Source organism: Bartonella sp. AA74HLJMH (assembly GCF_042197045.1).
Classification (GTDB): Bacteria; Pseudomonadota; Alphaproteobacteria; order Rhizobiales; family Rhizobiaceae; genus Bartonella.
Genome location: NZ_JBHIRJ010000001.1, coordinates 76,942 through 98,180, shown reverse-complemented (window position 1 = coordinate 98,180; position 21,239 = coordinate 76,942). Strand labels below are relative to the sequence as shown.

Sequence of the window (21,239 nt, the reverse complement as noted above, 5' to 3'; positions counted from 1 at the left end):
TCATACTCGAATTTTCTATCCTGTTCGAATCTCGCGTCCCAAAACAGCAAAAACCGTGTTTAAAATACCCATAGCGTCAAGTCCGACACGTGAAAGAACTTTTTCTGGTGAACCATGATTCAAATATTCATCAGGAAATTTTAGTGTACGAACTTTCAAACCATGCTCTAAGAGCCCTTCTTGCGCTAAAAATTGTAATATGTGCGCTCCAAATCCACCGATTGCCCCTTCTTCAATTGTCACCAATACCTCATGCTCACGTGCCAAACGACGCATCAAATCTTTATCTAAAGGTTTTGCAAACCGTGCATCTGCAACCGTTGTAGACAATTCTTCAGCCTCCAACGCATCAGCAGCTTGCAACACTTCTGACATCCGCGTTCCAAAACAAACCAAAGCGATTCTATTTCCTTCACGCAGAACGCGCCCTTTTCCAATTTCTAATAACTCACCACGTTGCGGTAAATCTATACCAATCCCCTCACCACGCGGATAACGAAAAGAAATTGGTCCCTGATCATAAGCTGCAGCTGTACGCACCATATGCATCAGTTCAAGCTCATCAGAAGGTGCCATAACAACAAACTCAGGAAGAGTCGCCAAAAAAACAATATCAAAACTTCCAGCATGTGTTGCACCATCTGCCCCCACAAAACCTGCTCGGTCAATAGCAAAACGTACCGGTAATTTTTGAATTGATACATCATGAATAATTTGATCATAAGCACGCTGTAAAAAAGTAGAATAAATTGCAACAAAAGGCTTATACCCTTCACAAGCAAGTCCTGCCGCAAAAGTTACGGCATGTTGCTCAGCGATACCAACATCAAACATTTTTTCAGGAAATTTTTTCGCAAAAGAATCAAGTCCTGTCCCTGTTGGCATCGCTGCTGTTATGCCAACAATCTTATCATCATGGCGAGCTTCTTCTATTAAAGCTTTAGAAAATACCTTGGTATAGGGTAGAATATTACTTGATGCTTTTACCTGTTTTCCTGTCGTGACATCAAAACGATTAACACCATGATATTTATCAGACGAGGCCTCTGCAGGTGGATATCCCTTTCCCTTATGGGTTACAACATGCACCAAAACAGGACCATTAGGATATTCACGAACATTTTTAAAAACAGGCAATAAATGCCCCAAATTGTGCCCATCTATGGGTCCAACATAATAAAAGCCAAGCTCATCAAATAAAGTTCCCCCAACCAAAAGGCCACGCGCAAATTCCTCTGAACGACGGGCTTTATCCAAAAAAAACTTTGGCAATTTTTCGCTCAACATCTTTACGCGTTCACGCAAATGACGATAAGAAGGACGAGACACTAATCGTGCAAGATGTGCACTCATAGCACCTGTAGGTGGTGCTATAGACATATCGTTATCATTAAGAACAACAATCAAGCGTGCATTCAAAGCACCAGCGTTGTTCATGGCTTCATAAGCCATGCCCGCAGACATTGCACCATCACCAATGACAGTTATGATATTGCGTCTTGTCTCTGCTTTCAAAGCACTTGCCACTGCCATACCAAGCCCCGCTGAAATAGAAGTAGACGAATGCCCCGCTCCAAATGGATCATACACACTTTCTGAACGTTTTGTAAAACCAGATAATCCGCCCTCCTGACGTAATGTGCGAATTTTTTCTCTACGCCCCGTTAAAATCTTGTGTGGATAGGTTTGATGACCAACATCCCAAATAATCCTATCCTCTGGTGTATTAAAAATATAATGTAATGCAACAGTGAGCTCAACAACACCAAGTCCCGCCCCAAGATGACCACCTGTTACAGAAACCGCATCAATTGTTGCGGTCCGCAACTCATCAGCCAACTGTACCAAATCAGACTCAGGCAATGCCCGCAAATCTTGCGGAAAACAAACACGGTCAAGCAATGGTGTTAAGACCTGAGACAAAAAAAATCCTTCCTATTATCTTAACTCAAGAAAACACAATGATAAAAATATATCTTCTCTACTCTTTTATTTACAGTTTTGCATCTTTTTTACTGAAAAATGCTCTTTTCTATTTGAGATGAGCTATAATTTCCTCATTTTTAACTTATTTTATAAAAAAGAAATCAATAAAACTTTCTGTTTATAAACTAAGGTTATTGCTTCTCTTAAGTCCCACAATAAATATCCAAAAAGATTTAAATTATTTAGCATCAAGTGGTTCCACTCCTTCTGGAAAACCTTCTTCTGAAAGCTGGATTTTTTCAACTTTAGCTTCAGCAACTCTTAAGAGTTTTTCACAATGCTTTTTAAGCGCTTCACCGCGTTCATAAATATCAATGGATTGTTCCAAAGGCACATCGCCACGTTCCAAATTTTCGACAATAACTTCAAGTTGCTTAAGCGCTTGCTCAAAGCTTAAGGTCGTAATATCCCCCTCTTGTATCTCTTTTTTCATATGAACCTCAAAAAATATCTGTTCTGGATATACGAACTCCAAAACCTTCCAAACCTACATAATGATGCTCTTTAGAAGCATAAACAATAACAGAGCCTATTCCTAAATATTTTAAAATTTGTGATCCTAAACCAATTTTGCGCCATTCTTCTTCGCGTTCAATCGCCTGCACATGGTTTTCTGAATTGTTTCTTGTCATGTTTTGAATACCAACAGTTGATTGTATAACAGATCCTTCACGCAAATAAATAAATACGCCACGTTTTTCTTTTTCCATCATACGCCGCATCATCACCATAATATCTGAAGTTTGACAAAAAACGTCACTTATAATGTTTTCATGATGTAAATGCACAGGAATATTCTCACCCTCACGGACATCACCAAAAACAATTGCAATATGCTGAACGACTTCCCAAGGAAGTTGATAACTTTGAACAATAGCGGGACCTACGAATGTTTCAATAGGCATTTCTCCAACATGCTTGATCAATATTTCCTTACGTTGGCGGTAAGCAATTAAATCTGCAACCGTTATAATATGCAACCGATGTTCTTGCGCAAATTTCATAATCTGATCGCCATGTTTAACGCTTCCATCATCATTAACTAACTCACCGATAACACCAACCGGCGGCAAATTAGCTAATTTACATAAATCAACAGCAGCCTCCGTGTGACCTGAACGCATGAGCACTCCCCCTTCATGCGCAATTAAAGGAAAAACATGCCCTGGACGAACAAAATCATCCGCACTTGCATTTGAATTCGCAAGATTACGTACAGCTAATGTACGGTCATGTGCTGAGATCCCTGTTGTTATGCCGTGTTTAAAATCAACAGTAACCGTAAATTGCGTCCCATGTGCAGAGTTATTATCTGGTACCATAGGAGAAAGATTAAACCGTTTTGCTTCTTTTTTTGGCATAGGTGTGCACACAATACCTGTTGTGTGACGAAGAATAAACGCCATCTTTTCTTCTGTACAATGCGCTGCAGCAACAGTTAAATCACCCTCATTTTCACGGTCATCATCATCTGTCACCACAACAATTTCACCGCGTTCAAAAGCTTTAAGTGCAGAAACAATTTTTTTTTCATCATACGCCATTGTTCACCTTTTCAATCACCCAACTTGACCGCGATGTCTTAGATAATGGTCAGCAATAGCACAAGCAACCATCGCTTCACCAACAGGAACGGCACGAATCCCAACACATGGATCATGACGTCCCTTTGTTATAACGTCTATATCATGACCATCAACATCAATGGAACGACGAGGTGTTAAAATTGATGAAGTAGGCTTTACAGCAAAACGCGCAACAATCGGCTGTCCACTCGATATTCCCCCTAAAATACCTCCCGCATGATTTGATAAAAAAAGCGGTTTTCCATCATTTCCCATTCGCATTTCATCGGCATTTTCTTCTCCCCTCAAGCGGGCTGCCGCAAAACCATCACCAATTTCCACACCTTTTACCGCATTAATCGACATAAGTAACGAGGCAATATCTTGATCAAGCTTTGCGTAAATAGGAGCTCCTAAACCTGCCGGAACATTTTCTGCAACGATCTCAACAACCGCACCAACAGATGTCCCCTCTTTACGGAGTTTACTGATATAGTCACTAAAAATGTGAACCATCTCTGCATCAGCTGTAAAAAAAGGATTATTATTAACCTCTGACCAATCCCAACGATCACGATTAATATTATGAGGACCAATTGCTATCACTGCTCCTCGTACAATCAAACCAGGAACGATTTTACGAGCAAATGCACCTGCTGCAACACGTGCTGCCGTCTCCCGTGCCGAAGCACGTCCCCCGCCTCGAAAATCACGAATGCCATATTTAATATCATAAGTATAATCCGCATGTCCTGGACGATACTGATGAGCAATTACTCCATAATCTTGAGAGCGTTGATCTGTGTTTCGAATCAACAGAGAAATTGGTGTACCTGTTGTCACCAATGTCGTTCCATCGTCTTGAACAACAACTCCTGAAAGGACCTCTACTTCATCTGGTTCTCGGCGCTGCGTTGTGTATTTTGATTGTCCTGGCTTGCGTTTATCAAGATAAGCTTGAACTTCTGCAAGAGTAAAAATAATTCCAGGTGGACAACCATCAATGACACAACCAAGAGCAGCACCATGACTTTCACCCCATGTTGTTACACGAAACAAATGACCAAATGTATTATGCGACATGAAAAAAGATCCATTTCTCTGTCAAATATATACAACGATAACGTATGTTGTGTGCTATACACAAAACAGCTCTTTTCTCCCAAATACTCTTGGACACCTTAAATTTGGTCAAATTACTGCTGTCTAATAAAATCTTATAAACCAAACTTTATTCTTTAACGACAGAAATGTCTGGTGCATCAACTGCCTTCATACCTATGATATTATAACCCGAATCGACATGATGGACTTCACCGGTAACAGAACGAGACAAATCTGAAAGAAAATAAAGCGCAGAATCACCAACCTCTTCAATTGTTACCGTACGACGTAATGGAGCATTATATTCATTCCATTTTAAAATATAACGAAAATCACCAATACCAGAAGCCGCTAACGTTTTAATTGGTCCAGCAGATATAGCATTAACACGAATATTTTGGGGACCTAAATCTACCGCTAAATATTTCACGCTCGCTTCAAGAGCGGCTTTGGCAACCCCCATTACATTATAATTGGGAACAACCTTTTCTGCACCATAATAGGTTAGTGTCAAGATTGAACCACCATCTGGCATCAATTTTTCTGCACGCTTCGTTAGAGCTGTTAGGGAATAAACGGAAATATTCATGGTCATCATAAAATTTGATTCGCTGATATCAATATAACGACCACTTAATTCATCTTTATCAGAAAAACCAATAGCATGAACTAAAAAATCAAGTTTTCCCCATTTCTTCTCTATTTCTCTAAAGACCGTATCAATAGAGACACTGTCAGAAACATCACAATGTCCACAAACAAATCCCTTTAATTCTTCAGCCAAAGGCTCGACACGCTTTTTCATTGCTTCACCCTGATAGGTAAAAGCAAGCTCTGCCCCTGCGCCACTTGCCGCTTTAGCGATTCCCCAAGCGATGGAGCGATTATTGGCCAACCCCAAAATTAAACCACGCTTACCGTACAATAAACCATTACCCTTAGCCATCAGCACTGCCCCATTGTTACTTAAAATTAGTATTATTCACCTGCCTATGACACAGGTCAACTTTTTCTTCAAGCAATTGGTTTAAAATCAAACAAAAACTACGCTTTTATATATAAAATTTTTAAAATTAATCTTGTTGCATTTGCAAAAACTGTTCTAGTGCGGCGGCATTTTCATCTCCCGGCAACATAATGCGAACATGCACATAAAGATCATCTCTTGTACCATTTTTTAAACGAAGCCCTTTCCCTTTCAACCGTAAAACGCGATCAGAACTTGACCATGCAGGAATCGTTAAAACCACACGCCCCTCCAACGTCTCAACTTCTTCTTTTGCTCCCAAAACAGCATGTTTAAGAGAAACTGGTAAATCAAGATGGAGTGCTCTTCCTTCAACCCGAAAACGAGGATGTTTTTGAATCTGAATGGTTATTAACGCATCTCCTGCTTGCCCGTGAGGTACCTCTTCTCCCTGACCTTTTAAACGAATAGTCTGTCCGTCTTCAATATAATCTGGCAGTTTAATTTTTAACTTTTTTCCATTTGGAAAAACAGCTTCCACCTTTTCTGCGCCAACCATCTGCTCTAATGTTATGGCAAGATTAGCACGAACATGTGCTCCTTGTTGGGGACGGTTATAGTGTGTGGAATTCGAAAAGCTACCACCTCCTCCAAACAGATCCCGAAAAATATCACTCGCATCAAAACTTGCACCACCTGAAGAGGAAAAATCAAATCCCTTTGCTCTTCCTGAAAAGGGATTTTGTTTATTGCTAAAATTTTCACCAGCACCATAGGCTTGATAAAGCGGTTTTCCTTCCATATCAATTTCACCGCGGTCAAATTGTGCCTTTTTATCTTTATCACCTATAATTTCATAGGCTTGATTAATTTCAGCAAATTTCTCTTTAGCCTTTGTATCATCTTTATTATGGTCTGGATGATATTTCTTCGCTAATCTTCTAAATGCCGATTTAATCTCTTGCGATTTTGCGGTACGTGCCACACCCAGAATCGTGTAGGGATCACGCATATTGCCCTCTTTTCAATTTCTTCGTTTTCAAAATATCAACTGATACGTTGTTCAATATCCCTTATAGCTTCATCAGTCTATTCTAAAGAATAATTTCTTCTTTTCTCTTTATATGTCTATCAATAAACTAAAATACCAGATAAAATGAGATATTTATTTAATATAGCTCCTTGTAGTCTATGCTAAAGTAAAAATAATTAAACTACCATAGAAATACACGATAGCATTGGCTTTTTGAAAATAAGAAAAAATGGTACTGTGACTTCTTGATGATAAAGTAAATGAGAAAATGCCTCACCCATGCTCACTGATATTTGGAGAAACTATGAGCAAAAAAATACCAACAGATGATCATTTTATGCAAATGCAAAAACCTTTTGAACTTTTCGCAAAGTGGCTTGAAGAGGCAACGATAAGTGAAATAAATGATCCGAATGCTATGGCATTAGCAACAGTTGACGAAACAGGACTCCCTAATGTTCGTATGGTTCTCCTCAAAGACTACAGTCCCCAAGGCTTTGTCTTCTATACCAATTATGAAAGCTGTAAAGGACAAGAAATTTTAAAATCAATGAAAGCATCCTTAGGTTTTCATTGGAAATCGCTCCGTCGTCAAGTCAGAATTAGAGGAATTGTTGAAAAAGTAAGTCAACAGGAAGCCGATGCCTATTTCCAATCGCGACCACGTGGTAGTCGAATTGGTGCATGGGCATCTAAACAATCTCAACCTTTAGACAATCGTTTTGTGCTCGAAAAAGCAATTGCTCAATATACTGCGCGTTATGCTCTAGGCAATATTCCACGACCACCTTATTGGTCTGGGTTTCGTGTTAAACCCCTTTCTATAGAGTTCTGGTGCGATCGCCCATTTCGTTTACATGATCGTCTGCTTTTTACACGCGATTGTATTGAAAACAATGATTGGAAAAGACAAAAACTTTATCCCTAATCCTTCAAACTTCATCGTTATGAAGATTTTTTCTTCGCAACAATTAAACAAATATTTTTTATTCGAAAAATTCTAAAAGAAGATGATTTATTTTATTTAAATAGAAGAATTTTATTTTCACTGTAACAGTTGATTAGTAATATTTTCTACTGTATTGCTTAAAAATAGATTAGCAACAAGCTTATTAAAAAAAACATACTGTATTCAGTAGAAACTATGATTTTAGCTAACTTATTTTTAGACCGCAGGATAAAATATCATCCATATACCCCCACATACTAAACCAGCAAAAATCACAAAACCAATAAGCGAATTAGATTTGAAAAGCCTGAGGCATTGTGAACTGTCATCTATATCAATGACTTTAATTTGAATAAACATATGGATGCTTGCCACAAAAATCCCCAAAAAACTAAGAACAGAGACTCCAGCTAAATAAAATGCTAGACTAATGAACATCACAAAACCACCATACAAAAATACTAAAGCACGCTTGGTTGCTTTACCAAAAAGAAGAGCCGTAGAACGGACACCAACAGTAACGTCATCTTCTTTATCTTGATGTGCGTAGATTGTGTCGTATCCTATGGTCCACAAAATTGATCCCACATAAAGCAAGATTGGTGCCCAGCTTAAACTTCCAAAGACAACAGCCCACCCCATTAATGCCCCCCAATTAAATGCAACGCCTAAAAAAAACTGCGGCCAATATGTTACGCGTTTCATAAAAGGATAAAATGCAACAGCTATCAATGACGAAATACCTAGAAAAAAACTAAACCTATTAAATTGTGATAAAACAACTAAACCAACAAAACATTGCACAAGGATAAAAACTCTCGCTTGAAACCGACTCACATGACCTGTTGGCAATGGGCGAGAACGTGTCCTTTCTACCTGAGCATCAATTTTATGGTCAATAAGATCATTCCAAGTACATCCTGCCCCTCGCATAGCAATAGATCCCAGAAAAAAAAGAAAAAGATACCAAACCCAATGAAGAAACATTGATAAAAGAGTATCGTAATGCATGTTATAAGAGAAAAAAGCCATTGTTGTTGACCAAAAACAAGGCCACATCAACAATTGCCAACCGATAGGTCGATCCCAACGCGCCAATTGCGCATAAAACCATAAAGAACGGGGAAGGAAGCTGTAGACCCATTGTTTGGAAGATGCATCCATAACCCGTCCTTGGCTATCATAGGACTGAACATGCGCGATATTTTTATTTTTTTTCATCAAATGATTTACCTTTGGTCTTGCGATAGAGACATTTCATTCTTATGAGAAGGGGATGAGATTAATTATCTTTTATGAGAGGAGCAAGCAATGAATATTCTTCTTATTGGCTCAGGTGGACGAGAACACGCTTTAGCATGGAAAATAGCAGCATCACCACTGCTAACAAAATTATACTGTGCTCCTGGAAATCCTGCAACAACAGAATTTGGTGAAAATATTAATTTAAACATTGATAACCATTCCCTTGTTATTGATTTTTGTAAAGCACATTCTATTGATCTTGTAATTGTAGGACCAGAAGCACCCTTGGTTGCGGGTATAACAGACTCCCTTAATAGCGCTAACATCTGTGTATTTGGTCCTACTCAAAAAGCTGCTCAACTAGAAGGTTCAAAAGCTTTTACAAAAGATTTATGTCGTAAGAATAACATTCCTACAGGAAGTTACCAATGCTTTAATGATGCCTCTAAAGCTAAAGCTTACATTCAGCAACAAGATGTTCCTATTGTTATTAAAGCTGATGGCTTAGCAGCTGGCAAAGGTGTTGTGGTTGCAACAACTATGGAAGAAGCATTTAACGCAGTTGATGCCTGCTTCAAAAGTACATTTGGAGATGCAGGAAACAAAATTGTTGTAGAATCTTTTCTTGAAGGTGAAGAAGCAAGCTTCTTCTGCCTTTGTGATGGTAAAGTTGCTCTTCCTTTTGGATCTGCTCAAGATCATAAACGTGTAGGTGATGGGGATATTGGAGCAAACACCGGTGGTATGGGTGCTTATTCACCAGCGCCCATCATGACCCAAGAAATAGTGAATCGTACTCTCAAAGAAATTGTTGAACCAGCTTTAAAAAGCATGAAAGAAATGGGCGCTCCCTTTAAAGGTATTCTCTTCGTCGGATTAATGATAACGCAAAAAGGACCCGAATTAATTGAATTTAACGTACGATTCGGTGATCCTGAATGTCAAGTTTTAATGATGCGCCTCAAAGAGGACATTTTGCCAATTTTTCTTGCTGCTGCTCAAGGAAAACTTGAAAATAAGCCTCTTCGGTGGTCTGAAAAAGCTGCTCTCACCGTTGTTATGGCTGCTAATGGTTATCCAGACTCTCCCCAAAAAGGTACTGTTATCCGTAACGTTGATCAAGTAAACTCTCTTCCCGATGTGAAAATTTTTCAAGCTGGTACAGTGTTGCGTGATGGAGAACTCATTGCAAATGGTGGACGTGTTCTCAATATAACTGCAACAGGAAAAACGATTACGCATGCACAAAAACGTGCCTATGAAGCTGTTGATTGTATTGATTGGCCAGAAGGTTTTGTTCGTCGTGATATCGGATGGAGAGCCGTTGCGCGAGAAAATTAAATCCTTTGAATATTCTTTTTTTACGATTTTCTTATTTTATATAAGAGCATGATACAAAAATTTTCTCACTGTTTTACGTCGACCATAATTTTGAAAAAATAAGTGTGCTTTCCTTTGAACAATCAAATATTGTAAATAGGATATCTACTCATGATAAAATAGGAAAATTTTCTGAATCTGAAGATGTAATATAAAATAATCATTTTACTGTTGTCTTTACTTTAAACGCATCTTCTCATCATTTTTATAAACACTTTCTTTCTTATAAAATCCTGAGGAAAAACGTATATACTATCATTTCTTTTATTTATCGCGTTTTTAGTGAAATTCCGCTTTTACGAAAAATAAAATGCCCAAAAAAGATAGTTATGTTATTCACATACAAATTCTTAAACAATATCTCTCATGCTTATCATTCCCATTTTACGACACTACCTGCAAATAGTATAAATCCATTCTGCCAGCTTTCTGGAATAAAAATAAAAACCGATACCATCATTGTATTTTCCAATTCTCAATATTACGATAACCCTTTCTATCTAAATGATTTTGATTATAAAAGAGAGATGAAATAAGAATATTCTGCAATATTCAAAGCTTTCATTCAACATGGAGAAATGATTTATAAAAAAAATTCAAAAACACTTCCAGTAATCTTCTGGTGTTTTTAATAATGTGGCAAAAACCCAAAATTATACCGCAAAAAAACAGTTTCTATTGTTATGAAAACCGTTTTTACCTCTCTGAAAAAAGCGTTTTACATCATCGATTCCTGCTGCCAATGTATGGTGTCAAAAAACTCTCATTTACAATCATTGACTTTCTCTTTGTTTTCAAGAACCAAAAGTCACACCAAATCCCGTCTGTAAAGGTCTGAATTCTCATTAAGCGGGTTCCTCTTGCTTCCCACTCATATGCTGCACTTACACAAAGACCAACAAGCAAACTTAAGAATATTCGCCATATCTTCTAAAAACACTTCATGTGTGAAGTTTACATGCCTTATGTTACCTCCCCAAACAACGATGTTTTACAGCACAACAAGATAAATGCTGACGGTCGTACAAAAATGAATGCATGTTAATTTACTGGAGTGCAATTCGATTCGCAATCACCAAACGCAAGCCTAACGGATTGCTATAACGAAGTAAAAAATGCTTTTGTTTAGAATGTGCTGTTGTACCAAAAAATCGATGTAAATCAGAACGATCTTTTACAACCAGAATGCGATTATCTTCATTGATCATAAGCATGGGAAGGCCATAAGTATCCGCCCATAACCGCCAATCCAGAAGAACATTATTCAAATCTCTGGAAACCAAAAGCGGTATACAAGCTTCCTCATCGGCATGAAGTAATTCTAATGCAACAGCTCTTTCTCCTGAACGCGTTTTTACGGTACGTGCTGCAATTCCTTGAAAATGATAAGGGGGTATTAAATGCGATAAGCTTGAAGGCATATCCGTTTTAAAAGAAACACCACGCTCATTTAACGAACAAATAACCTGATTACCCGTTTTGGATGAAAAATATGTCGTCGTTTGTGGCAAATGGCACGGATCTAACCGAAATTCAAGCACCGCTTTTGCCTGATTAAAGCATTGATTAGCCATATACATTATCCCAATTTATCTTAAATAAGATACACCCTTTAGCAGCTTTTTCTCATTGGATTATTAAAAGTTTGAATAAAAAACAACTGGTTTCTTTTTTGGTTATTAAAATCTAAACAAAAATGCATGATCACCATTCTTGAATTATAATACTTTTCCAGGATTCATTATCCCTAAAGGATCGAGTGTTTTTTTAATCCCTTGCATAATATCCAATGCGACAGGCGATTTAAAAGAACGAAGTTCTTCGCGCTTAAGCTGACCAATTCCATGCTCAGCAGAAAATGCACCTCCATAGTCCACCACTAAACTATGAATGCGATGATTCATTGTTGACCATAACTGCAAAAACACTGTCGTATCAGCTCCTACAGGTTGTGTAATATTATAATGTAAATTTCCATCGCCCATGTGTCCAAAACAAATCACCTGTGCTCCTGGAGCAATATCTTCAACAATGAGCGCTGCCTCAGCAATAAAATCAGGAATAGAAGCAAGTGGGATTGCAATATCATGCTTAATGGACCCTCCTGCTAACTTTTGTGCTGATGATATACTTTCTCGTAATTGCCAAAAAAAATCTTGCTGTTTTAAAGATTGCGCAACAACTGCATCTTCTATCACCGCATTCTTTAAAGCTTCTTCTAAAATAGTACTCAATACCGATAACGCCTCATCATTGCCTTGCAACGATGAAATGTTCATTAATACATACCATTCATGTTTCCGCTGAAGAGGAGGCTTCTCACACATCTTATAATCTAAAGCCATTTGCAAACTGGGATTTCCCATGAGCTCAAAACCTGTCAACATCCCTCCTCCATATTCTTGAGCCAGAGATAAAAACTCTAAGGCCTTCGCCGGACTATATAATCCCACCAAAGCAACAGCTTTTCCTTTTATTTTTGGAAACATCTTCAAAACGGCTGCGGTTATAACTCCCAATGTGCCTTCTGCACCAATAAAAAGATCTTTTAAATCATAACCGCTATTGTCTTTTTTAACAAAACGCAAATCATCTAAAATACGCCCATCCGGTAAAACAACTTCTAAACCAAGACAAAGATCACGCATATTGCCATAAGCTAAAACAGCTGTCCCTCCAGCATTCGACGAAAGATTTCCTCCTACTTGGCAAGAACCTTCAGATGCCAAAGAAAGAGGGAAAAAACGACCTGATTCATCCACTTTTTTCTGTAAATCCTGTAAAATAACACCAGCCTCTACAACAACAAAATTTCCCTCAAGATTTATAGCTCTAATCTTATTTAATCGCTCCATGGATAAAAGAACGCTCCCTCCTCCTTCATCTGGTTGTTGTCCCCCCACAAGCCCTGTATTTCCACCCTGTGGCACAATCGGTGTGCGCGTTTTGCTCGCTAACTGCATAATCGATGAGACCTCTGCGCAAGAAGATGGACGTAAAAGTAAAGGTGTTTTTCCATGAAAAAGCCCACGCTCTTCAAGCAAATACGGTGCAATCAAAGCTTGATCCGTTATAGCATGCTTAGCACCAACAATTTCCCTAAACCCTTCAATTAATTCCTGCTCCATGTTCATTTCTCCTTTGGAGCCGCAGCCCGTATAAGACGATCATTGATAGCCTCTCCTAATCCGTATGATGGAATAGGTTCTACTGCGATACATCTCACTTTAAATGAATCTAATTCCTTCATATATTGAAATAAATGAGAGGCTGCCTCTTCCAACTTTCCATCTTCGCTAAGGTTTAAAATAGAAACGGCATTTTCAGCCCCCATAACACGCTTTGAACCAAATGCTAAAAGCGCTTCACCATTTTCCACCTTTTCTACATTCAAACGAACCGTAGCATTGGGAGCATAATGCGATTTTAACATCCCAGGAGCTTCAATCGCCGCCCTTTGATCTATCCGTTTTAAAGGCTTCCCCACAACCTCTTCAATTTCATCAGCCGCAAGCCCGCCTGGACGCAAAAGATAAATATTTTCACCACAAATTTTAATAATCGTTGATTCCAGCCCTATTTTAGCAGGTCCTCCGTCCAATATCAAAGGAACAGATTCCCCCAAAGATGCAAAAACAGCCTCAGCTGAAGTAGGGCTAAGACGCCCCGATTGATTCGCACTAGGAGCAGCAAGTGGACGGCCAAAATGTTGTACCACTTCCGCAAAACGACTGTCTGGAAAACGAACAGCCAAGGTATTCAAACCAGAGGTTGTTAAAGGATGGATATTATGCTGTTCCTTTAAAGGCAAAACCAATGTCAAAGGCCCTGGCCAAAATTCCTCTATTAATTGGCGTGAAAGAAAGTCAATTTTAACATAACGTTCCGCCATTTCGATGCCGCTAACATGCGCAATAAGAGGATTAATTTGCGGACGACCCTTTGTAGAATAAATAGAAGAAATTGCCCTCCCATTGGTTGCATCGCCCGCTAATCCATAAACAGTTTCCGTTGGTAACGCTACTAACTTCCCTTGTTCAAGAAGCGCTATTGCCTCTCTTATCGAAGCACTATCGAGTGGTAGAATCGTCATGACACATCATTTCTATAACACTCTTTTAGTGGTGCAAAACTATAACGATGTAACCCTATAACTGGTCCATATTTATCAAGAGCTGTACGATGCGCTAGCGTTGCATAACCTACATGCTTCTCTAAACCATACCCTTTATAAACTTGTCCTGCACATTCCATCATCCGATCACGCGTTACTTTCGCAATAATAGATGCGGCTGCAATTGAAACCGAACGCTGATCGCCCTTAATCAACGCCATTGCAGGACAGGACAACTCAGAAGGAATATCACGCCCATCAACAAGGACATAGTGGACTGGAATGACTAATCCTATAATACAGCGACGCATTGCTTCTAAAGTTGCTTTTCTAATATTGGATTGATCAATTGTACGAGCACAAAGACTGGCGACTGAAACCGCTAATGCACTTTGCAAAATTTCATGATAAAGTCTATTTCGTTGGAGAAAAGAAAGTTTTTTTGAATCATTTAACCCATTAGGAATACGATCTTTATCCAAGATAACGGCTGCTGTTACCACAGGTCCAGCGAGAGGCCCCCGTCCTACTTCATCAACACCTGCTATATGAAAAAAACCCTGTTTTTGCAAATCCAATTCGCACGAAAAATTTGGTTGTAGCGGAAAATTAAACATCTTTGATAAATCACAAATACAACAAACATACATCTATTTCTGTAGCCTGATCATTTTTTGCAAGCATTACAGTTTTAAATAGCTCTTCAAACATTCCACGAATTCTTGCACAAAAAATAAAAAACACATTTCTTTGGTTACCCTCTTTTATTATGTATAATAAAATCATGATGAAATAAAAGCTTTTATATTTATTTATCAAATATTTCCTAAAGTCATGATAGGTTGTACAAACCAATTTGGGTGCATTGATTTGATAAAAAGAGCTGCTTGTTGCGCCGTTTGTTTATTTTTAAAAATGCCAAAGCAAGTTGCTCCCGTTCCAGACATACGGGAAAAAAGAGCCCCACATTCATCTAATATAGATAACACTTCAGCTAACTGAGGTGCTATTTTTAATGCAGGAGAAAAAAGATCATTACGCGTTTCTTGTAAAACTTCAACTAATGAATCAACACTCTTTAAAGCGTCTGTATTAATTTTTAAAGAAGGATTATGACGCTTCTCTAACGCTTTAAAAACAGCTTGTGTTGAAATCTCTTGTCCATGATTAACCAATACCATTGCTAATGAACAAGCTTCTTTTAGTCGTATCATCTCTTGACCAATTCCTTTAACCAAAAGCGGCTGCTGATATTCTAATGCACAAAGGCACATGGGAACATCAGCACCAAGAACTAAGCTCTTTTTTGCTAATTCTTCGTAAGGGCAATCAAGATTCCACTGCCGACGCAACATGCTGATAACCCCAGCTGCATCACCTGAGCCACCACCAATGCCTGAAGCAACAGGTAATGTTTTTACAAGCCGAAAAAAAGCAGGTTGAGCACATTCCGGAAAAGTCTTATGCATAAAGTCCCTTGTGCGAATAACCAAATTGTCTAAATGAGAAACAAGCCCTTTTGCAAACGACCCCGTCAAAACAAACTGATTATTTTCACAAGGTGCATAGTGTAGACAATCACCGCTAAGACTAAAATAAACCAAACTCTCTATTAAATGATACCCATCAGCACGTTGCCCTACAACATGTAGAGCTAAATTCAATTTAATAGGTGTAAATAAATAGGAATGTCTTTGGAACGAAGTTTGTACATTTGATATCATATGACGTAATATTCACTTACATAGGGTTCTTTTAAAAATTTCCCCCTTTTACCCATACTTTTAGCACGAGCCCTATAAACAGCTTGGAATATTCTTAATCGTTTTCTAAAAAACAATAAATATAAAGAGTTCTCATACAAAATAAACGACATGTTCTCATTCGTATCATTTCAAGCCTTTTTTCTTCTAGTATCTGTTTTTAGATAAAAATCTCTCTGGCTTGAATGATCCTTTCCATCACAAACCATAACGCTGCCAAAGAGCTCGCTCTTCTGCTGCCATCAATGCACTATCAACGACTGTATAAACCGTATGTGCCGTCACTCCTGAAGGCGTTTTAGGTCCTAAAAAACTTTTTGGAGGCATAATAAGTCGAAGTTTTGCATCATTACCAAAGCGCTCCTTAATAACAGAACGTACATCATTCAATCCATCAACCAGACCAAGCCCAACGCTTTGTTTTCCACTCCAAAACATTCCTGTAAAGAGATTCGAATCATCTGATAATTTTTCAGCACGCCGTTCTTTAACCAAATCGATAAAAGTTTGATGCACTTCAAGTTGGAGAGATTTCAAATGCTCAATATCCGCCTTTTTTTCTGGCTGAAATGGATCTAATGTAACTTTGTTCTTTCCTGCTGTGTATACACGCCGTTCGATACCAATTTTCTTCAAAAGTTCCGGAAAACCAAAGGAAGCTGAAACCACTCCAATGGAACCAACAATTGAAGAAGGATCTGCAAAAATTTCATCCCCTGCACAAGCAATCATATAACCACCAGATGCTGCAATATCTTCAATAAACACAAGAACCTTTTTATTTTTTTCTTCTGCCAAGTCACGAATGCGCTTGAAGATAAAACGCGATTGTACAGGTGAACCACCAGGAGAATTAATAATAAGTGCAACAACCGGTGACTTTTTGTGTGCGAAAGCCTTCTCTAAAAGATTTGCACACCTACTGAGGGAAAGGGTACGAGATATAGATGCTGATGAATCCATAATTGCTCCTTGAAGGCGCACCACAGGAATTTCAAGTTTATCGGAAGAAAAACGGCGTGGAATAAAACTTTTAATAAAATCCATCAAAACAAAATCTCCTTATAAATTAAGAACAATTAAATAGGCAAGGACAACAAAAAGGAACAACGTGATACCATCCAAAAGCGCCAATCAACCCCCACATTACAATCAGAAATATAACTTCACCCAAAAGCTAAGCCTCCCTAATGACAAAGTGTAGACTTTAAATAATAAACTAAAAAACACAAGATACTATTAGAAAAGTTCCCACAAGCTTATATATCCATTATTAATTGCATCAACTCGAGGTGAAAAAGTATGGTCATTACCTTCATGTATAACCAATGCCGGTAAAATAGATAAAGCTGCTCTGCTTCCTCGTTTTGCGTAAAATAAAAGACGAATTGCTGCTGTTTTCGCACGGGCATGCACAGGAATTATACAAATACCACCAAAACGCCCTTCTAAAGCATGCAAGATATCTGTCAACGATTGTGGACGTGCAATGAGCCCTAAGTATCCACCTGGCTTAACAATAGCTGCTGCACTCCGCAACCAGTTATCAAACATTGCTTCAGACATAACATGTGCTTCAGATTTTTGTTTATCAGGTGTCTTACGATCGGTGGGATTATTAAAAGGTGGATTCATAATCGCAAAATCAAAGCTATTATCTATCAAACCTGCTTTTATACGGGCATTCCCTTTGAAGGTAACATCTGCTTCTAGCAAACAAATTCGGCTAGCAAATTGTTTATTTTGTTTTAGCATAAGCGTTTTTTGAGCGTAAGATACCATAAAAGCTGAACGTTCAACTAAGGTAACATGAACTTTCAGACAACGCGAAGCAACAGCCAAACCCGCAGCTCCAGCACCTGCACCTAAATCAACAACCTTGCCCTTTAAATCACTCGGAACCAAACTAGCTAATAACATCGCATCCATTCCAGAACGATGACCATATTTATGGGGTTGAACCAAATAAAATTTTCCGCGGTGAAAACTGTCAATTGTTTCACCACTCTGATTCGCTGCTTTATCCATTTAAAAGCCTAATGCTCACCTTTATAAATTGCATTTTTGCCATTCAGCTACTATTTTAAATTTTTTATTATTTCATAACAATAAGATTACACTCGCTAAAGAACATTTCTTGCCAATAACATTCCAAGCTAACACTTTTAAACGACATCAAAAGCTTGAGTCAAAACCAAACCCCCTTTATGCTAATGAATAAAGTAAATTTTATATATGTCCATTGCAATACTCTAGGAGTAAACACATTGAGTGCAGCTATCAAACCAAAACAAATAAGAAATAATCAAATTTCTCTTCAATCTCTTGTCAATCTTACTCAAAAAGATATGGATTGCGTAAATCAATTTATTCTCTCTATGGCAAAATCAGAGGTTGAGATGATCCCTGAAATTTCTAACCATCTTATTTCATCAGGTGGAAAGCGATTACGCCCAATGATTACGCTCGCTTCTGCTCATATGTTTGGTTATCAAAGTGACGGGCATATAAAACTCGCAACAGCTGTTGAATTTATGCATACAGCAACATTGCTACACGATGATGTGATTGACGAAAGTAATTTACGACGTGGAAAATCTACAGCACGGATGATTTGGGGGAATCAAGCAAGTGTACTTGTTGGTGATTTCCTATTGGGCCAGGCCTTTAAAATGATGGTCGATGTCGGTTCCATAGAAGCGCTCTCTGTCCTAGCCAACGCTGCTGCAATTATTGCTGAAGGAGAAGTTATGCAACTTTCTGCCGCAAAAAATATAAAAACCAGCCCTTCAGAATATCTCAAAATCATCGATGCAAAAACAGCAGCACTTTTTTCAGCAGCCGCTGAAGTAGGACCCATTATTGCTGGCTATGGAGATAAAGAGCGTTCTTCATTACGTGAATATGGAACATCCTTAGGTTTAGCTTTCCAATTAATTGATGATGCACTTGACTATAGCGGTAGTGCTCAAAACTTAGGAAAAAATATAGGGGATGATTTTAGAGAAGGAAAAATCACAATGCCTGTTATTCTCGCATATGAGCGTGGGAATATGGTAGAAAAAGATTTCTGGAAAAAAGCGCTTGAAGATGGCAATAATAATGATGAATCCTTCGCACACGCGCAACACTTAATGGAAAAGTATGATAGTATCACAGATACAATAGAACAAGCACGCATCTATGGAAAATATGCAATTGATGCTCTTGTTCCCATGAATGAAAATCCTGCTTATAATGCTCTCGTTGAGACTGTTGAATTTTGTATTGCGCGCGTAAATTGAATTCTTTGCAAGAATCGCAGTATTTCTCAACAAAGTAATGAGATATGATCTATAAACAACACCATCAATTGATTATCTTGAAAAGGATTAGCTCCATGTGCTCTGCAACGGTATCTCGACTTTTTGCCCTCTTTATCGTAGGTATCATGCTGATGCCATCCCTCACCTACAGTAAAATAAGTGCAGCAACTCATACAAGCTCATTTACAGGTGCTTATTTAGCTGGAAGGGTTGCAAATCATGAAAATAAAACAGAACTTGCTATCAATTATTTTAAACAAGCACTGGTTTATCAACCTGATAACATTGAAACACAAAAAGAGCTCCTTGAAGCTATGCTCTCGGTCGGAAACTTTAAAGAAGCTGTCCAACAAGCCCAAAAACTCAAAGAGAACGATGTTATAACTCCCTTTGTTTCCTTAACTTTGTCAGTAGAAAGTCTCATCAAAAAAGATTATAAGAATGCCAAGGCTCTTCTGAAATTAAAGGAACTTCCTACGTCCAATAATCCAATACCTGAACTCATCGGCGCTTGGATTACATTTGGATCTGGACAAAAATCTCAGGCAATCGATGATCTTAAGAAACTCAAAGGTCCTGTCTGGTATGATCTTTTTATATCTTATCATCTAGCACTTATGAGCGACCTTGCAGAACGGCCAAAGGATGCAAAAAAATATTTCATTAAAGCACTGAGTAACAAACAGGGAACTCTTATCGCTCCTAATACTTATGAGCGTATTATCATAGCCTATGCCTCATTCCAATTGCGCCATAATATGCGCAACCAAGCTCTTCAAACAATCCAGCATGGCGAACAAATGTTGTCAGGTCGAGAAGTCCTTAAAAACTTTCAAGAAAAAATTGAAAAAAATTCTTTCTTAGAGAGAGTTATTAAAACACCTCAACAAGGAGCAGCCGAGGTATTATATAATTTTGGAACAGCCCTCAACTACAAAAACTCAGGGCGAATTGCACGTATTTTTAAGCAATTATCTTTCGCATTATACCCTCAAAATGACGCAACACTGTTTCAGCTCGCACACATTTCTGCTAAATTGAACGATCCACATCAAGCAATTAAACTTTATCGCGCTTTATCCCCTAAATCTCCTTATTATAAAGATGGACAACTTCATCTTGCATTCCTTCTTGCCAATAACAACAATTACAAAGAAGCAATAAAATTACTCACATTGTTAAATAAAAAATTTCCCAATGATCGTAATATTTTGATAACGCTCGTTGCTTTTTATATGCAGGATAATAAATTTCTTGAAGCCATTAAAACTCTAGACTACGCTATTACAAAGATAAAAAACTTTCAGCAGGACGATTGGAAACTCTTTTATCAGCGTGGTATTGCTTTTGAACGTTTAAAGCAATGGCCAAAAGCAGAACTTGACTTGCGAAAATCTCTTGAATTTTTCCCAAATCAACCGCAGGTTCTTAATTATTTAGCCTATTCCCTTGTGGAACGTGGTGAGAAGCTTGAAGAATCGCTCCGTATGCTACAAAAAGCCTCTGCTTTACAAGCTCACAACAGTCATATTCTCGATTCTTTAGGGTGGGCTTATTATAAACTAAAAGAATATAATAAAGCAGTGCAAATATTAGAAAATGCTGTCAGATTACAACCTGAGGACCCAACACTAAATGATCATTTAGGGGATGCCTATTGGAAAGTTGGGCGTAAACGTGAAGCAATCTTTCAATGGAACCACGCAATTGACGGAAAACCAGAAAATTCTGAACAAATTCAAGAAAAGTTGAAATTTGGTTTGCAATAAACGATGCTTAACCATAAACCACATGAAATAATAAATAGAGAAACTAAAATTACTTTGGT

General features: G+C 38.2%; 18 protein-coding genes. 4 read left to right on the top strand and 14 right to left on the bottom strand.

From position 1 onward, the window contains the following. Positions 1–15 precede the first annotated feature (15 nt). The 6 genes from dxs to ACFINH_RS00370 all read right to left on the bottom strand — a co-directional run bounded on the left by dxs (position 16) and on the right by ACFINH_RS00370 (position 6,634). Positions 16–1,923, bottom strand: coding sequence for a 1-deoxy-D-xylulose-5-phosphate synthase (dxs, locus tag ACFINH_RS00395; RefSeq protein WP_375631585.1), 1,908 nt, complete (start codon positions 1,921–1,923; stop codon positions 16–18). A gap of 241 nt (positions 1,924–2,164) precedes the next feature. Next, the gene (locus ACFINH_RS00390; protein ID WP_375611123.1) at positions 2,165–2,419 is read right to left on the bottom strand and encodes an exodeoxyribonuclease VII small subunit; all 255 of its coding nucleotides are present in this window, start codon (positions 2,417–2,419) and stop codon (positions 2,165–2,167) included. A gap of 7 nt (positions 2,420–2,426) precedes the next feature. After that, positions 2,427–3,530, bottom strand: coding sequence for a 3,4-dihydroxy-2-butanone-4-phosphate synthase (ribB, locus tag ACFINH_RS00385; RefSeq protein ID WP_375631583.1), 1,104 nt, complete (start codon positions 3,528–3,530; stop codon positions 2,427–2,429). Between the two features lie 15 nt (positions 3,531–3,545). Beyond that, positions 3,546–4,634: a chorismate synthase gene (aroC, locus tag ACFINH_RS00380; RefSeq protein WP_375631580.1), complete on the bottom strand. Its 1,089-nt coding sequence runs from the start codon at positions 4,632–4,634 to the stop codon at positions 3,546–3,548. A gap of 148 nt (positions 4,635–4,782) precedes the next feature. Beyond that, the gene (gene fabI, locus ACFINH_RS00375; protein ID WP_375619738.1) at positions 4,783–5,601 is read right to left on the bottom strand and encodes an enoyl-ACP reductase FabI; all 819 of its coding nucleotides are present in this window, start codon (positions 5,599–5,601) and stop codon (positions 4,783–4,785) included. 127 nt (positions 5,602–5,728) lie between these two features. After that, entirely contained in the window at positions 5,729–6,634 is a 906-nt protein-coding gene (locus ACFINH_RS00370; protein ID WP_375620646.1) for a DnaJ C-terminal domain-containing protein, read from the bottom strand. A 325-nt stretch (positions 6,635–6,959) separates the two neighbouring features. On the opposite strand from ACFINH_RS00370, the gene pdxH reads away from it, so the two are divergent. Then, on the top strand, positions 6,960–7,583 hold the full coding sequence (gene pdxH / locus ACFINH_RS00365) for a pyridoxamine 5'-phosphate oxidase (protein WP_375631578.1): 624 nt from the start codon (positions 6,960–6,962) through the stop codon (positions 7,581–7,583). Between the two features lie 237 nt (positions 7,584–7,820). Here the strand turns inward: pdxH and ubiA are convergent, their stop codons facing one another. Then, complete coding sequence (gene ubiA / locus ACFINH_RS00360) at positions 7,821–8,825, bottom strand: 4-hydroxybenzoate octaprenyltransferase (protein WP_375631576.1); 1,005 nt, start codon at positions 8,823–8,825, stop codon at positions 7,821–7,823. Positions 8,826–8,915: 90 nt separating this feature from the next. On the opposite strand from ubiA, the gene purD reads away from it, so the two are divergent. Beyond that, positions 8,916–10,190, top strand: coding sequence for a phosphoribosylamine--glycine ligase (gene purD / locus ACFINH_RS00355; protein ID WP_375631574.1), 1,275 nt, complete (start codon positions 8,916–8,918; stop codon positions 10,188–10,190). A gap of 1,085 nt (positions 10,191–11,275) precedes the next feature. Here purD and ACFINH_RS00350 read toward each other — a convergent pair. The 7 genes from ACFINH_RS00350 to ACFINH_RS00320 form a co-directional block, all read right to left on the bottom strand. After that, positions 11,276–11,803, bottom strand: a complete 528-nt coding sequence (locus tag ACFINH_RS00350; protein ID WP_375628324.1) for a DUF6101 family protein — start codon at positions 11,801–11,803, stop codon at positions 11,276–11,278. Positions 11,804–11,947: 144 nt separating this feature from the next. Further along, a complete protein-coding gene (locus ACFINH_RS00345) occupies positions 11,948–13,357 on the bottom strand; it encodes an FAD-binding oxidoreductase (RefSeq protein WP_375631572.1) in 1,410 nt (469 codons plus the stop codon). A gap of 2 nt (positions 13,358–13,359) precedes the next feature. Then, positions 13,360–14,322 carry an L-threonylcarbamoyladenylate synthase gene (locus ACFINH_RS00340; protein WP_375613034.1) on the bottom strand — a complete coding sequence of 321 codons (963 nt, stop codon included), beginning with the start codon at positions 14,320–14,322 and terminating at the stop codon, positions 13,360–13,362. Then, on the bottom strand, positions 14,319–14,993 hold the full coding sequence (locus tag ACFINH_RS00335; RefSeq protein WP_375631570.1) for a ribonuclease HII: 675 nt from the start codon (positions 14,991–14,993) through the stop codon (positions 14,319–14,321). Before ACFINH_RS00335 ends, ACFINH_RS00340 begins: the two co-directional genes overlap by 4 nt. A gap of 165 nt (positions 14,994–15,158) precedes the next feature. Continuing rightward, positions 15,159–16,067 (bottom strand): 4-(cytidine 5'-diphospho)-2-C-methyl-D-erythritol kinase, encoded by a 909-nt coding sequence (locus ACFINH_RS00330; RefSeq protein ID WP_375631568.1) that lies wholly within the window; start codon positions 16,065–16,067, stop codon positions 15,159–15,161. Between the two features lie 237 nt (positions 16,068–16,304). Continuing rightward, a complete protein-coding gene (locus ACFINH_RS00325) occupies positions 16,305–17,153 on the bottom strand; it encodes a S49 family peptidase (protein ID WP_375612095.1) in 849 nt (282 codons plus the stop codon). A 192-nt stretch (positions 17,154–17,345) separates the two neighbouring features. Continuing rightward, positions 17,346–18,134, bottom strand: coding sequence for a tRNA1(Val) (adenine(37)-N6)-methyltransferase (locus ACFINH_RS00320; protein ID WP_375612094.1), 789 nt, complete (start codon positions 18,132–18,134; stop codon positions 17,346–17,348). A gap of 239 nt (positions 18,135–18,373) precedes the next feature. Between ACFINH_RS00320 and ACFINH_RS00315 the strand changes: the two genes are divergently transcribed. Both ACFINH_RS00315 and ACFINH_RS00310 read left to right on the top strand, forming a co-directional pair. After that, positions 18,374–19,390 carry a polyprenyl synthetase family protein gene (locus ACFINH_RS00315; protein WP_375631566.1) on the top strand — a complete coding sequence of 339 codons (1,017 nt, stop codon included), beginning with the start codon at positions 18,374–18,376 and terminating at the stop codon, positions 19,388–19,390. Positions 19,391–19,485: 95 nt separating this feature from the next. Beyond that, positions 19,486–21,180, top strand: coding sequence for a tetratricopeptide repeat protein (locus ACFINH_RS00310; RefSeq protein WP_375612092.1), 1,695 nt, complete (start codon positions 19,486–19,488; stop codon positions 21,178–21,180). The last annotated feature ends 59 nt before the right edge of the window (positions 21,181–21,239 follow it).

Bases quoted from the DNA above. Each gene is read 5' to 3' on its own strand.
- ACFINH_RS00350 (WP_375628324.1), bottom strand. From the start codon at position 11,803: ATGGCTAATCAATGCTTTAATCAGGCAAAAGCGGTGCTTGAATTTCGG.
- ACFINH_RS00335 (WP_375631570.1), bottom strand. From the start codon at position 14,993: ATGTATGTTTGTTGTATTTGTGATTTATCAAAGATGTTTAATTTTCCG.
- pdxH (WP_375631578.1), top strand. From the start codon at position 6,960: ATGAGCAAAAAAATACCAACAGATGATCATTTTATGCAAATGCAAAAA.
- ACFINH_RS00310 (WP_375612092.1), top strand. From the start codon at position 19,486: ATGTGCTCTGCAACGGTATCTCGACTTTTTGCCCTCTTTATCGTAGGT.
- ACFINH_RS00370 (WP_375620646.1), bottom strand. From the start codon at position 6,634: ATGCGTGATCCCTACACGATTCTGGGTGTGGCACGTACCGCAAAATCG.
- fabI (WP_375619738.1), bottom strand. From the start codon at position 5,601: ATGGCTAAGGGTAATGGTTTATTGTACGGTAAGCGTGGTTTAATTTTG.
- ACFINH_RS00330 (WP_375631568.1), bottom strand. From the start codon at position 16,067: ATGATATCAAATGTACAAACTTCGTTCCAAAGACATTCCTATTTATTT.
- ACFINH_RS00345 (WP_375631572.1), bottom strand. From the start codon at position 13,357: ATGGAGCAGGAATTAATTGAAGGGTTTAGGGAAATTGTTGGTGCTAAG.
- aroC (WP_375631580.1), bottom strand. From the start codon at position 4,634: ATGTCGCATAATACATTTGGTCATTTGTTTCGTGTAACAACATGGGGT.
- ubiA (WP_375631576.1), bottom strand. From the start codon at position 8,825: ATGAAAAAAAATAAAAATATCGCGCATGTTCAGTCCTATGATAGCCAA.
- ACFINH_RS00390 (WP_375611123.1), bottom strand. From the start codon at position 2,419: ATGAAAAAAGAGATACAAGAGGGGGATATTACGACCTTAAGCTTTGAG.
- ACFINH_RS00320 (WP_375612094.1), bottom strand. From the start codon at position 18,134: ATGGATAAAGCAGCGAATCAGAGTGGTGAAACAATTGACAGTTTTCAC.
- purD (WP_375631574.1), top strand. From the start codon at position 8,916: ATGAATATTCTTCTTATTGGCTCAGGTGGACGAGAACACGCTTTAGCA.
- ACFINH_RS00340 (WP_375613034.1), bottom strand. From the start codon at position 14,322: ATGACGATTCTACCACTCGATAGTGCTTCGATAAGAGAGGCAATAGCG.
- ribB (WP_375631583.1), bottom strand. From the start codon at position 3,530: ATGGCGTATGATGAAAAAAAAATTGTTTCTGCACTTAAAGCTTTTGAA.
- ACFINH_RS00325 (WP_375612095.1), bottom strand. From the start codon at position 17,153: ATGGATTTTATTAAAAGTTTTATTCCACGCCGTTTTTCTTCCGATAAA.